Origin of the sequence: Nonomuraea purpurea (genome assembly GCF_042650645.1) — a bacterium.
In the GTDB taxonomy this organism is placed as follows: Bacteria; Actinomycetota; Actinomycetes; order Streptosporangiales; family Streptosporangiaceae; genus Nonomuraea; species Nonomuraea purpurea.
Map to the genome: position 1 here is coordinate 161,541 of NZ_JBHSBI010000008.1, position 13,314 is coordinate 174,854.

12 protein-coding genes are annotated in these 13,314 nt (G+C 70.6%); 8 read left to right on the plus strand and 4 right to left on the minus strand.

Features of this window, described 5'->3' with window-relative positions; all coding sequences use genetic code 11:
* Positions 1–142: 142 nt before the first annotated feature.
* From ACFOY2_RS17720 to ACFOY2_RS17730, 3 genes are all read right to left on the minus strand, one after another.
* Positions 143–1,924 carry a DUF2264 domain-containing protein gene (locus ACFOY2_RS17720; RefSeq protein ID WP_379529138.1) on the minus strand — a complete coding sequence of 594 codons (1,782 nt, stop codon included), beginning with the start codon at positions 1,922–1,924 and terminating at the stop codon, positions 143–145.
* Positions 1,925–2,021: 97 nt separating this feature from the next.
* Positions 2,022–3,050 (minus strand): LacI family DNA-binding transcriptional regulator, encoded by a 1,029-nt coding sequence (locus ACFOY2_RS17725; RefSeq protein ID WP_379529139.1) that lies wholly within the window; start codon positions 3,048–3,050, stop codon positions 2,022–2,024.
* A gap of 29 nt (positions 3,051–3,079) precedes the next feature.
* Positions 3,080–3,856, minus strand: a complete 777-nt coding sequence (locus ACFOY2_RS17730) for a sugar phosphate isomerase/epimerase family protein (RefSeq protein WP_379529140.1) — start codon at positions 3,854–3,856, stop codon at positions 3,080–3,082.
* 275 nt (positions 3,857–4,131) lie between these two features.
* Between ACFOY2_RS17730 and ACFOY2_RS17735 the strand changes: the two genes are divergently transcribed.
* From ACFOY2_RS17735 to ACFOY2_RS17770, 8 genes are all read left to right on the plus strand, one after another.
* The gene (locus tag ACFOY2_RS17735) at positions 4,132–5,586 is read left to right on the plus strand and encodes an ABC transporter substrate-binding protein (RefSeq protein WP_379529141.1); all 1,455 of its coding nucleotides are present in this window, start codon (positions 4,132–4,134) and stop codon (positions 5,584–5,586) included.
* An 18-nt stretch (positions 5,587–5,604) separates the two neighbouring features.
* Entirely contained in the window at positions 5,605–6,609 is a 1,005-nt protein-coding gene (locus ACFOY2_RS17740) for a carbohydrate ABC transporter permease (RefSeq protein ID WP_379529142.1), read from the plus strand.
* Positions 6,609–7,463, plus strand: a complete 855-nt coding sequence (locus ACFOY2_RS17745; protein WP_379529143.1) for a carbohydrate ABC transporter permease — start codon at positions 6,609–6,611, stop codon at positions 7,461–7,463. Before ACFOY2_RS17740 ends, ACFOY2_RS17745 begins: the two co-directional genes overlap by 1 nt.
* 8 nt (positions 7,464–7,471) lie before the next feature.
* Positions 7,472–8,656, plus strand: a complete 1,185-nt coding sequence (locus ACFOY2_RS17750; protein WP_379529144.1) for a hypothetical protein — start codon at positions 7,472–7,474, stop codon at positions 8,654–8,656.
* Positions 8,650–9,636, plus strand: a complete 987-nt coding sequence (locus ACFOY2_RS17755) for a hydroxyacid dehydrogenase (RefSeq protein ID WP_379529145.1) — start codon at positions 8,650–8,652, stop codon at positions 9,634–9,636. The genes ACFOY2_RS17750 and ACFOY2_RS17755 overlap by 7 nt, the downstream gene beginning before the upstream one ends.
* Positions 9,633–10,604: a D-2-hydroxyacid dehydrogenase gene (locus tag ACFOY2_RS17760; RefSeq protein WP_379529146.1), complete on the plus strand. Its 972-nt coding sequence runs from the start codon at positions 9,633–9,635 to the stop codon at positions 10,602–10,604. The genes ACFOY2_RS17755 and ACFOY2_RS17760 overlap by 4 nt, the downstream gene beginning before the upstream one ends.
* Positions 10,605–10,606: 2 nt before the next feature.
* Positions 10,607–11,767 (plus strand): mandelate racemase/muconate lactonizing enzyme family protein, encoded by a 1,161-nt coding sequence (locus ACFOY2_RS17765; protein ID WP_379529147.1) that lies wholly within the window; start codon positions 10,607–10,609, stop codon positions 11,765–11,767.
* A 277-nt stretch (positions 11,768–12,044) separates the two neighbouring features.
* Positions 12,045–12,410: a hypothetical protein gene (locus ACFOY2_RS17770; RefSeq protein ID WP_379529148.1), complete on the plus strand. Its 366-nt coding sequence runs from the start codon at positions 12,045–12,047 to the stop codon at positions 12,408–12,410.
* Positions 12,411–12,558: 148 nt separating this feature from the next.
* Here ACFOY2_RS17770 and ACFOY2_RS17775 read toward each other — a convergent pair whose 3' ends face one another.
* The gene (locus ACFOY2_RS17775; RefSeq protein ID WP_379529149.1) at positions 12,559–13,221 is read right to left on the minus strand and encodes a hypothetical protein; all 663 of its coding nucleotides are present in this window, start codon (positions 13,219–13,221) and stop codon (positions 12,559–12,561) included.
* Positions 13,222–13,314 lie beyond the last annotated feature (93 nt).

The following is a 13,314-nucleotide window of genomic DNA, read 5'->3' on the forward strand; positions in this document are numbered from 1 at the left end:
CTTCGGCAGGCTGGCAATCCGCTGGAGAGGTTCACCGGCTTCCACCGCGGCGACCTCAGCTGATTCCACGTCGACGTCTACCGTCATTCCCCACTGAACAGCGGCTCGCCGTTGAGCGGGGACGACGGCAGGGCGGGGCTCCTTATCCGAGCAGTGGCTCGATGGATTCCCACGCGGGAGGCGCCGGCCACTCGTCCGCCAGGTCGGCGCCCTCCAGGCCGATGACCGCGCAGGCCAGCAGGTGCTCGCCGGGCGGCAGCTCACCCATCAGCGTGGGGATCGTGGTGCGCGGGGCGAAGACGTTGGTGCCGGGCAGGGCCGTGACGACGGCTCCTTCTCGCCGGCCGGACAGGTCCTCGATCACGCACAGGCCGTGCGGCGAGTCGAGCCTGGCCCGGCCGGGACCGGTGTCGACCCGCGTGGCGGGCCGGTCCCGATCGACCGCGAAGGCGCCCTCGGCCGTGCGCAGCGCCCGCCCGGTCGTGATCCGGTGCACCCGCACGTGCCATGGGGGCAACGCCACCAGCCAGGTCTCGATCTCCACGTCGTCCCAGGGGGTCCAGCGCGCGTGCAGCACACCGTCGGAGGCGGAGAGGTGTTCCGGCAGTTCGCACGGCCGCCAGTGCGAACCGTCCTCGCTGAGCGCCAGCGTGCTGTCGAAAGCACCCTGTTCGAGGCCCAGCGTCCCGGCGGGCACGCTGAAGCCGAAACGCGTGGAGTAGGCGAACTTGGCGTACTTGGCCGCGCCGTGCCGCATCTTCGGGCTGCGCTGCCCCGCGCTCAGTAGCACCACGTGCCGTCCCTCCTCGCAGCGCATCAGCGCCACGCCGGCCTCCGGCTGGGTGCTGACCTCGGGCAGCGGGGGCGCGTCGGCCTCCTTGGCGGCCCAGAACGGATGCTCCGCGGGCAGGGCGAGCGGCAGGAACGCCTTCATGGCCCAGTACGGCGAGCCGGGCGCGTTGTACTGCTCGGCCAGGTGCGGCTGGGGGTAGCCGTAGCCGATGGTGAGCAGCCCGGAGGTGTCGCGGATCGGACGGCGGGCCCAGCCGCGCAGGTTGCGCAGCAGGTGCCCCTTGGCCACCTCCCACGGCAGCGCCTCGACCCCGGCGAAGGCCAGCGCCCCCCAGAACGCCGACTGCGCGAAGCGGTAGGTCAGGCTCCTGCCGAACGGGACGGCGACCCCCTCGCTGGTGAACCAGTGCTGGAAGTCGTGGGCGAAGGCCGCGGCCCGCTCGCGGAAGCGCCCGGCCCTGGCCTGGTCGTCGCCGAGCGCCGCGTAGATGAGGCCGTAGTAGTGCATGGCGAACGGGATGTAGTAGTCGCGCTGCCACGTGGGCCCGTCGGAGTACCATCCGCGTCCGAGGTCGAACTGCTCCAGCCGGTCGAGCCTGGCCGTGTTGGCGTCGTGGTCGTGGGCGACTCCGACGCGGTCGAGACCGAGCCCCACCATGACCGGGAAGAACATCCAGTTGTTGTTGTTCGGCTCCACGGTGACGGCGTGCCGCAGCCAGGCGGCCACCGTGTCGCGCTGCCGGCCGGTCAGCGGGTCCCAGATCTGCTCGGGGGCCAGGGCGAGCGTCAGGCCGATGGCGGCGGTCTCGACCAGTCGCTGGTTGCGGTCGAAGACCGCGCCCCAGTAGTCGGGGTGGTCGGGGTCGGTTCCGGCGGCGAGCCCGGCGCGCCAGAGTTCCCAGTGGTCGAACGCGCCGCCGCCGGCCGCCAGCGGCGCCAGCCCCCACAGCGGGCGCGCGTACGATTCCAGTTCTGAGGCCGCCTGGTCGTAGTGCGCCGTGTTGACCCCCAGCCGCAGCCGCCCCCCGTCGGGGTCGAACCGGGAGATCAGCGGCGCGACCAGGTCGAGGACCTGACGTCCCAGGTCGTCTCTGTCGTTGCCAGGCCGTCCTGCGCGGTCGTCAGTGTCCACGGGCTCCCTCTCATCGGCTGGGAAAGCGCTTTCAGGGGACAGAGTCGCCGCCGCGGCCCGCGCTTGTCAACAGCCCGGCGGCGCGGGCCCCGTCAGGTCACCTGGTGACTTCCCTGGTCACCCGGGGTGGCGCGGTGCTGTCGCGGACGTGCAATTCCATCGACAGGTACACCGGCTCCCCGTCGTGCTTGCCGGCCATGAGGCTCTCCAGCGTCTCGGCCGCCTGCCTGCCGAGTTGCCCCCGGGGCACCGACACCGTGGTCAGGCTCGTGTGGGCGACGTGGTCGAGCGCGATGTCGTCGAACCCGACCACCGACAACTCCTCGGGAACCCGCACCCCGAGCTCGCGCAGCCGGGTCACCGCACCCAGGGCGACCAGGTCGTTGTAGGTGGTGAGCGCGGTGGCGCCGGTGCCGGCCACCTCGGCGGCGGCCTTGTACCCGTGGCGGCTGGTGGACCCGCACGGCAGGATCGTGACGGAGATGCCGAACGCCTTGGCCGCCTCCAGCGCCCTGATCCGCTCGGAGTTCGCCCAGGACACCTCGGGCCCGCTCAGGTAGGCGACCCGGCGGTGGCCGAGCTGCGCCAGGTGGCCGCAGATCAGCATCATCCCGCCGAAGAAGTCGGCGGAGACGGCGGGGGCGGCCAGGCCGGGGACGATCCGGTCGAGCAGGACGAGCGGATGGTCCCGCGCGGTCAGGACGACCAGGTCGGCGCGCTCCATGCGGGAGGAGCAGAGCAGCACCCCGTCGCAGCTCCGCATCAGGTCCTCGACCAGGTCGTGCTCGATCGAGGGATCCTCGTCGGTCTCCATGACCATGACGCGTCGCCCGTGGGAGCGGGCGACGGACGAGACGGCCTTGAGCACGTCGGGAAAGTAGGGGTTGGCCAGGTTGGGGACCAGCACACCGATGGTGCCCCACTCCCCGCGGGCCAGCCCCTGCGCCGCGGCGTTGGGCCGGTAGCCCAACTGCGTGACCGCGTCGTGGACCCGCGCCGCCAGCGAGGGGTCGACCTTGGCCGTCCCGTTGAGCACGCGGGAGACCGTCGAGGCCGACACCCCCGCCGCCGCCCCGACGTCGCTGATCGTCACCCGGGTCTGGCGGCCCTGCCGTGCGTTGCGCACCTGCTCCTCCTACCCCCGTGGAGCGCCCGTCAGCCGAGCAGCCCGCGCAGATGATCCAGATCTCTTCTCACGGCCGCCACCGGGTCGGCCGACGGGTAGTGGACGTGCAGCGACAGCGGTCCGGCGTAGCCGCGTTCGCGCAGCCCGGAGACGACCTCCGCCCAGCGGACCACGCCCCCGTCCGCGAACGGTTGCCACTCGCACACCCACCCGTCCGCGTCCGAGCGCCACACGGCGTTCTTCACTCCGATGCAGGCCATCCGATCGCCCAGCAGATCGGCGTTGAGCGCCCATGCCTCGCTGCCCTCCTTGGCCTGGTTGCCGGGATCGGCGTAGAAGCCCACGTCGTTCAGTTCGCCTGCGAGGGCGAGTGCGAGCGAGGCGGATGGATGGATCGTACCGTGATGGAGCTGGAGCACCAGCCGTACGCCGTGGCGGGCGGCCAGGCCGGCCAGGCGGGCCAGCGCGGCCCTGGACTCCGCCAACTGGCGGTCGTAGCCGGCGGCGGGGTCGTAGCGGTAGAAGCCCGCCCGCATGAGGGGGACGCCGCTCTCGCCGCAGGCCGCGATGATCCGTTCGGCGTCCGCGCCGACGTCGAGCAGGTCGGTGGTGACGACGTCGAGGGTGAGCCCGCGGCGCGCGAGCTCCGCGGCGGCGACGGCGATGCCGCCGGGATCGGCGGGGCTGACCGTCTGCCCCTCGCGTACGAGGAGGTCCGCCCCTTCCGCTCCCACAGAGGCGACGGCGTCGGCCAGCCGGGTGGCGTCGATGGGGCCGAAGGGCTTGGTGAAGGCGAGCAGGCGCACATGTACTCCTGAATGAGAAAGCGCTTGTAGATCTTGGTGAGAGGTGTCGGCGGCCGAGGTCGGTTCATGACCCTCCCGGAACGATACTTCCTGGTAAATCTGCTTATGTCGGGTGGTGGAGGGCCGTGCGGACCGGCGGCAGGCAGGTCCTCACGTCTGAGCATTGATCTGAAAACGCTTTCTCACAAGCCTTGAATCGGATTATGAGCGGGGTTACTCTCGACCCACCCCCGGGCAAGCGCTTACCCGCTCCTCCGTCTCTTCGGGAGGGCTCCATGAACCCCCATCGGCCTGGCACCCTGATCACCGCAGCCGTGGCATCGCTGCTCGTGGCGGCGTGCGGCACATCGAGCAACAGTGACCGTGGCGGCAGAGGTTCGCAGATCACGCTGCAGATCTGGGACTTCTCCGCCGAACAGGTGAACTTCCACAAGGACGTCGGCGCGCAGTTCACCAAGGAACATCCCAACATCAAGATCGAGTGGCGCTCGATCACCCAGGCCGACTACATGAAGACCCTGCCCCTGGCCTTCCAGAGCAACCAGGCGCCTGACATGTTCTACTGGAACGCGACCGGCCTGTCCGAACTGCTCGACCAGAAGTGGATCGCCCCGCTCAACCCGAACGGGACCGTCCCCGCCGACTTCGCCAAGCGCTGGCCGGACGGGTCCTTCCTGGACGGCATCAACACGCAGGACGGGAAGACCTACGGGTTCCCGTTCTCGGAGAACCTGTACTGGGGCTCCGGCTACATGTTCCTCAACAAGCAGGTCTTCCAGCAGGCCGGGCTGGACATCAACAACCCGCCCAAGACCTGGACCGACCTCAGGAACGCCTGCGCGCAGATCACGTCCAAGACCGAGGCCGAGTGCATCGCCGCCCCCACCAAGGGCGAGGACATGCAGCGGCTCTGGTACGGGCTGATCAGCAGCGTCTCGACGGACGAGTTCTTCGACTACAAGACGGGCAAGTTCAACCTGACCGACCCCGAGCAGGTGAAGACCTTCGGCTTCATGCAGGAGCTCAAGAAGGCCGGATACCTGGCGCCGGGCACCAACGACAAGAACTTCTCCCGCCAGCAGTTCGCCGCCGGGCAGGCCGGCATCTACTTCGACGGCACCTGGATGCTGAGCGTGTTCAACAGCCAGGGCTTCGGCAGCGACAAGTACGTGGTGGCGCCGCGCGTCGACCCGGACGGGGGCCCGACCGGCGCGGGCGGCCGCCAGCACGACGGCAACAAGTACTGGGTCAGCTCGCAGACCAAGAACCCCGATGCCATGTGGACGTTCATCCAGTGGATGACCGACCCGAACGGCTACTTCGTCAAGCAGTACTACAAGAACGCCTTCGGCACGCTGGCCTACGTCGACAACCAGAAGACGGTCACCGACCCGGTCCTCAAGCAGATCATGCAGATCGGCGCGAAGCCGGGCTACCGGGTCCAGCTCCCGGAGCCGTTGCTCAAGTGCCCCGACCTCGCCAAGTCCAAGGCGTACGTCAAGGCGCTGGGCAAGACCCCCGACGGGGAATGGGAGGCCATGAGCGAGGCGCTGGTCAGCGGCCAGCCGCTGGCGTCCGTGGGCGCCGCCATCGTCAAGCAACGGCAGACCGCCCTGGAGGAAGAGCTCAAAAAGGAGGCGGCCGGCGGCCTGAAGGTGTCCATGGACTGCTACACCTTCCCCGACTGGGAGCACACCAAGGACTACACACCGGACATGTACAAGAACTGATCAGACCGGACGGACCCCATGACAACCACCGCCCCCGCCCCCGGCAGGGAGAAGGTGACGGACAGGGAGCGGTCTCCCGCCGAACGTGTACCCGAACGGGTCGATCACTCCCGCGAGCGCGTCCGCGGCCTCGACCGGGTCTGGCTGCTCGTCTTCCTCGCCCCCTTCCTCCTGCTCTACCTGGGCTTCACCATCTGGCCGCTGGCCGCGACGATCTACTACTCCTTCTTCGACTGGTCGGGCATCGGCCCGGTCGAACCCTTCGTCGGGGTGCGCAACTACGGCTCGATCCTGGTCGACCCGCTGTTCTGGGTCTCGGTCGGCAACACGCTGATCTTCGCCCTGCTGACGACCGTGATCAAGCTCCCGCTCTCGCTGCTGGCGGCGATCGTGCTCACCCGCAAGTGGCTGCGCGGCAAGCGGTTCTTCCGGACCACGTTCTTCGCGCCGCTCATCATCCCCGTCGCCATGGCGGGGCTGATCTTCACCTACCTGCTCAACCCGTCCAACGGCGCGCTGAACGCGATCCTGCGCGACCTCGGCCTGGTCGACCAGGGGTTCGACGTGTTCGCCAACCGGTGGAGCGCGCTGCTCGTGATCGTGCTCGTCTCCGTCTGGCAGATCTTCGGGCAGTACATGATCTACTGGGTCGCGGCGCTGCAGAACGTGCCGGAGGAGGTCTACGAGGCGGCCGACATCGACGGCGCGAACGAGTGGAAGAAGCTCACCCGCATCACGCTGCCGATGATCAGGCCGGTCGCCGTGATCATCACCCTGCTCGGCCTCGTGAACGCCATGCACGTCTTCGGCCTGGTCGTCACGCTCACCGCGGGCGGGCCCGGCACCAGCACCTACGTGGTTTCCTACTACATCTACCAGAACGCCTTCGGCTCGGTTCCGTTCGCCTACGGCTACGCCTCGGCCGCGGCGCTGCTGTTCTCCGTCATCGCCTTCGTCGTGGTCTCGGCCCAGGGCATCGCGGTCCGCCGGGCGCAGCGGCTCAGGAAGGAGTACGGCGTCTGATGGCGACGATCACTCAGGGCGCCAAACGCAGCCGCGCCGTGCGGGCCAACCTCATCGCCCTGCCGATCCTGCTGGTCATCGGGCTCGTGTGGGTCTATCCGTTCCTGTGGACGATCTCGGCCGCGTTCAAGACCCAGACCGGGATGTTCACCAGCGGCGCGAGCCTCGTGCCCGACCAGTGGAACTTCGACAACTTCGTCCGGGCCTGGGTCAACGCCGGGTTCTCCGGATACTTCTTCAACACGGTGCTCTACTCGGCCGCCTCGACCCTCGTCGAGCTGATCAAGGCGGCGCTGTGCGGCTACGTGCTGGCCAGGTACGACTTCCCCGGCCGCACCCTGCTCTACCGGATGATCGTGGGGACCCTGTTCATCCCGGTCGCCTCGATCATCGTCCCGCAGTTCGTGCTGATCGAGAACCTCGGCCTGCTGAACACCCGGGCCGGGGTCATCCTGGCCATGTCCGGCGGCGCCGGCGCGCTCTACGTGCTGCTGTTCGTCGGGTTCTTCTCCAGCGTCCCGTCCGACCTGTTCGAGGCGGCCAAGCTCGACGGGGCCGGCTTCCTCAAGACGTTCCAGCTCATCCTCCCGCTGGCCAAACCGGTCATCGCGGTGGTGGTCATCTTCCAGTTCATCAGCAGCTGGAACGAGTTCAACATCCCGCTGGTGTTCACACTCGGCCAGCCCGACCTGCAGAACCTCGCCGTCGGGATGCTGTCCTTCCAGGGCGAGCACGCCACCGACTGGACCGGGTTCGCCGCGGGGATGACGATCTCGTTCCTGCCGATGCTGATGATCTTCCTGTTCTTCCAGAACTACTTCACGCGCGGCCTGGCCGGCGCCACGAAGGGGTGACACTTCGCTTGAAGATCACCGATGGTGATCCCTCCACGGTCGGGCACGGCGCCTTCGCCTACACCTGGGACCTCGTGGGCGACCCCGCGGGGGCCGAGCGCATCGCCGGCCTCGGCGTGAGCACGGTGACGCTGCAGGCCGCCTACCACTCGGTCCGGGCCGTCACCCCGTGGCATCCGCGCCACCGCATCGTGCACGCCGACCACGCCGCGGCCTACTTCCGGCTGCGGCCCGAGCGCTGGCGGGGGCGGCTGCGGCCGCACCCGCCGAACTGGGCCGTCCCCCACGAGGACAGGTTCGGCGCGGCGCTGGCCGCCCTGACAGCGGCAGGGCTGCGGGCCGAGGCCTGGCTGGTGCTCACGCACTCCTCGGTGCTGGGCCGCCAGGCGCCCGACCTGACGGTGCGCAACGCCTACGGCGAGTCCTACCCCTACGCGCTCTGCCCCGCCCAGCCCGCCGTCCACGACTACGCGCTCACCCTCGTGCGCGAGGTCTGCGAGCAGTACGACGTGCCCGCGCTGATGCTGGAGGCGTGCGGCTGGCTGGGCGCCGAGCACGCCAGCCACCACGAGAAGACCTCCGGCGCCTCCCTGTCCGCCTGCGGCAGGGCGCTGCTGTCCCTCTGCCTGTGCCCGGCCTGCCGGGCCGGGCTGGCCGGGCGCGGCCTGGACGTCGACGAACTGGCCCGCGACGTGCGCGCCGCCGTGGACGGGGAGCTCCAGCGGGGCGTCCCGGCAGGGACGAGTCTGGACGACGCGCTCGGCCGCGAACGCGCCAGGGCCCTGTACGATCACCGAGGCCAGGTCATCGCCGGCCTGGTCCGCGCCGTCGCCGAGCCGGCCGGCGGCCGCGAGCTGCTGCTCATGGCCACCGACGACCCGCAGGTCACCGGCCCCGACGTGGGGATCGACCTGGCCTCCTTCGACGCGCCGGTCGACGCGTTCGTGCTCAAGTGCTGGGGCCAGGAGGAGGCGGCCCTGGCCCAGGTGAAGGCGGCGGCGGGCCGTACCGGGGTCCCCCTCGTCGCCAATCTGACCGTGCTGGAGGACGGGCACGCCCGGATCCCGGAACTGGCCGCCGACCTCGTCGCCGAGGGCGTGCGGCACCTGCGTTACTACCATGCCGGACTCGGCTCGCCCGCCCGCCTGGGCAGCGTGCGGGCGGCGGCTCGTTTGAAGGAGAGGCAATGCTGAACGGCCTGTACGTGATGGATCAGAACCGCTTCGACGACGTCTACGGCCCGCAGGCCAGGGCCGCGATCGAGCGGCACCTGGCCATCTCATCGCCCCCGCTCACCGTCGACAGGATCACCCCCGACATGCTGGCCGACCTCGACGTGCTGGTGACCGGCTGGGGGGCGCCCAAACTGGACGCCGACCTACTCGCCGCCGCGCCCAAGCTCTCGCTGGTGCTGTACGGCGCGGGCTCCATCAAGAACATGGTCACCCCGGAGATGTGGGCCAGGGGAGTGCGGGTCACCTCGGCGGCCACCGCCAACGCCGAGCCTGTCGCCGAGTTCGCGCTCTCGCAGATCCTGTACGCGCTCAAGCACGGCTGGCGCTACGTGCTGGCCGCGCGCGCCGCCGCCGCCACCGCCCCGCGCGGGCACGAGATCGGGGCCTACGACGCGACGGTCGGGCTGGTCTCGCTCGGCGCCACGGGCCGGGCCACGGCGCGGCTGCTCGCCCATCACCACCTCGACGTGCAGGCCCACGACCCGTACGCCGACCCCGCGCAGGCCGAGGAGCTCGGCGTTCGCCTCGTCGGCCTGGAGGAGCTGTTCGCCACCTCCGACGTGGTCAGCCTGCACTCTCCGCTCACCCCGGAAACGCACCGCCTGGTCGGCGCGAAACTGCTGGAGTCGATGAAGACCGACGCCACCCTGATCAACACCGCGCGCGGCGGCCTCGTCGACGAGACCGCGCTCGTGGACGTGCTCGGCCGGCGGACCGACCTGTTCGCCGTCCTCGACGTCACCGACCCGGAACCGCCCGTCGCGGGGTCGCCGCTGTTCACGATGCCCAACATCGTCGTCACCCCGCACGTGGCGGGCAGCCTGGGCCACGAGCGGCGCCGCCACGGGCAGGCGATGGCCGAAGAGCTCGCGCGTTACGTCGCGGGGGAGCCGCTGCTGTACGAGCTCGCCGAGTCCGCTCTGGCGAGGAGGGCGTGAAAAAGCTCACCCTGGTGCTGCTGCCCCCGCACGATCCTGACACCGACGGCTGGCGGGATCGGCTGGAGCGGGCGGTGCCGGAGCTCGTCGTGCGCCGGCCGCGGACCCGGCAGGAGGCGGCGCACGCGCTGGAGGAGGCCGACGCCGCCTACGGCACGCTCCCCGCCGACCTGCTGGAGCACGCCGGGCGGCTGCGCTGGCTGCAGGCTCCGCAGGCCGGGCCGCCTCCGGGGTTCTACCATCCGGCCTTGGTCGCGCACCCCGTGCGGGTCACCAACATGCGTGACACCTACACCGACCACGTGGCCGCGCACACGCTGGCGCTCGTGCTCGCGCTGGCCAGGGGCCTGCCCAGGTACGTCCGCGACCAGGCGGGCGCGCGCTGGGAGCCCGACTGGGACCCCGGCTCGGTGCTCTCCCTGGGCGAGGCCGGCGCCCTGGTGGTGGGGGTGGGCGCGGTCGGGGCCGAGGTCGGCAGGCTGCTGGCGGCCTTCGGCACCCGGGTGGTGGGCGTGGACGCCCGGCGCGGCGGCCCCGTGCCCGGCTTCGCCGAGGTGCTGCCCGCCGACGCCCTCGACCGGCTGCTTCCCGAAGCGGACCTGGTCATCCTGACGGTTCCGCACACCCCCGCCACCGAGGGCCTGCTGGACGCGCGGAGGCTGGCGCTGGCCAAGCCGGGGGCCTACGTCGTCAACATCGGCCGAGGGCCCACCGTCCGGCTCGACGCCCTGGCCGCCGCCCTGGCCGAGGGGCGGCTGGCCGGGGCGGCCCTGGACGTCTTCGAGACCGAACCGCTGCCCGCCGATCACCCGCTCTGGGGGCGTCCCGACGTGCTCATCACCCCGCACGTCGCGGGCGTCGGGCCGCACGCCGAGGAGCGGCGCTTCGCCGTGTTGCTGGAGAACGCCCGGCGCTTCGTGGGCGGGCAAGAACTGATCAATCTGGTGGACAAGTCGGAATGGTACTGAGCATGAGCGAACTCTCGGATCGGGATGCCCGCCACGTGAACCGGATAGCACACGTCGAGACCTTCACCGTCGCCCTGCCCTCGCTACGCGACTTCTCCGTCGCGGGCGGAGCCGTCGTCCAGGGCGGCCGCCCGGCCATCAGGGTCCTGGTGAAGGTCACGGCCGACGACGGCGCCACCGGGTGGGGCGAGGCCACCCCGATCCCCTCCTGGACGTACGAAACCACCGAGTCCATCGTCTCCACCATCGAGGGATACCTGGCCCCGGCGGCCGTCGGCCGTCCCCTGTGGGACCTCGACGGGCTCTGCCGCACCTTCGACCGCACCATCAGCAAGGGTTTCTCGATCGGCATGCCGCTGGCCCGCGCGGCGGTCGACGTGGCCTGCCACGACGCCTTCGCCCGCAGCCTGGACCTGCCCCTGGGCGAATTGTGGGGCCGGCGCCGGCGCGACACCATCGACCTGGCCTGGATCGTGGCCACCGAATCGGCGGAGGTGGCCGCCGACTCCGTGGCCGAGGGCCGTGCGCACGGCTACCGCCACGTCAAGGTCAAGCTCGGCCTGCACACCGAGGACGAGGACGTCGCCATCGTGACCGCCGTGCGCGCCGCCGCCCCCGACGCCGTGCTCTGGGTGGACGCCAACCAGGGCTACACGGCCGCCGCCGCGCTCAGGGTGGCCGGGCGCCTGGCCGACCTGGACGTCGCCGTCTTCGAGCAGCCGCTGCCGTCCAACGACGTCGCCGGCCTGCGCCGCCTGCGTGACGCCAGCCCCATCCCGGTCGCCGTGGACGAGAGCCTGCGCCACCCGAGCGACCTGGCGACGTTCGTCCGGCTCGACGCCATCGACGTCGCCGTCGCCAAGGTGCAGCGCTGCGGCGGCCTGACCCTGGCCCTGCGCCAGTGCCAGCTAGCCGAGGACTGCGGCCTGGCGATCATGGGCTCGGGGCTCACCGAGTCCGACGTCGGACTGGCTGCCTCGCTGCACCTGTTCGCCGCGTTCGGCGTGGACACGCCGGTCGACCTCAACGGCCGGCAGTTCATCACCAGCCCCTACACCACGGATCCGGTCATCACCGTCGCCGACGGCGTCGCCCACGTGCCCACCGGCCCCGGCCTGGGGATCGGCGTGGACGAGGACGCGGTCCGCGCACTGGCTCTCTGAGCGGCCGGAGTATCAGGACCGGGCGACCTCGGCCCTGCGCTGCCGGAGGAACGCGCGCGTCTCCTCGATGAAGTCCCGCCGCCTCCTGGCGCAGCCGCAGCCGGTGGAGAAACTTGACGAAGACACCCAAGGAGGTGTTGGCCCTGCCCGTCTGAGGCTCCTCGCCTTGATCAAGCACCGGTCAGCTAGGGTCACGGCTGAGCGGGGGCGTATGGTGCAAGACCGTCGCCGAACGGTGTCTTGCCCGGAGAACCATCCCACCATTGAATGGGGACTTATGTTGCTCCGCAGCCCCAGGTCCCACAAGGGCCCCCGCTCCACCGAGATCCTGATCGGGATCGGGTTCTTCGTGGCGATCGCCGCGTGCGCGATCACCGCACTGCTGGTCCCGGCCGCCCAACTCGAGACGCGGTTCGCCGTCATGGGGGTGGTCGGCTGCCTGTACGCCGTGGTCGCGGCCGACCTGTGGGCCGCCGCGGTGATGGGCGTCCTGACCTGGATGCTGGCCACCGGCTTCCTCGTTCACCCCGCCGGCGAGCTCACCGTGACCGGCGGCTCCGACGCGATCCGCCTCATCGCCATCGTGGGCATCTCCCTGGCCGGCGGGCTCTACGGCATCTCCCGCCGCCGCCGCGCGGACTAGTCGTCGTCGGGTTCATCCGAGGCTTCCTCAAGAAGCCCATGAAGCCCGAGGGCGTCCGCGGCGGTCATCGCCGCACCGGCTGACCGAAACGAGGCGAGCGGCCGTCACCCGAAGGGTGGCGGCCGCTCAAGGTTCTCCGGACCGGCCGTCATCCGGGCCGGCGCTCGGTGGTGACGGGTGCGGGGAGCAGTTTGCCGAACGGGACGGCGCGCAGGACCCGGAGGCGTTCGGCGGCGCGGGGGTGGCCGTGGTCGGCGGCGAGCCGGTAGTAGAACCTGGCGATGTCCTGCTTGGCCGGGCCCTCCTGCTCGTAGGCCTGGCCATAGTCGAAGGACAGGTTCGCCGCGAACTCGATCGGACGCCGATTGACCGCGAAGGCTTCGGCGTCAGGGTGACGTCGCCGGTGTGCGGCGTGGATCCAGTAGCGGGCCGCCGCGGAGTCGCCGGTCAGCACGTTGATGATCGCCAGACGGAAGGCTGCCTCGGCGTCGCCGTCGCCCGCCAGGCGGACCAGGCGCGCGGTGGTTCTGTTGGTGCGCCGCTCGGCCTCGTCGGCGGGTGTCGTGTAGAGGTCGAAGGAACCGGTGGCGTGTTCGTTCCTGGCGGCGCGCCAGCGGACCTGCCACCGCTCCACGGTGCCGAGGGCGTCCGTGGGCAGGCCGGTCTGCTCGGCGTGGCGATGACAGACCATCACGAACGAGGCGACCAGCTCCCAGTCGGGCAGGCGTTTCCGCTTGCCGTTGAGGATGTCGCTGAGGGTGCTCTCAGGCAGTTCCTTGGGGATGCCCGGCGCGCGCGACAACCGTTGCATCCGGGAATAGCTCGGCTGGCCGGCCGATTCCCGCAGCTCAATGAGCGCAGCTATGAAGGGGGAAGGGGATCCTGCCCTGAGAGTGTCAGTCAT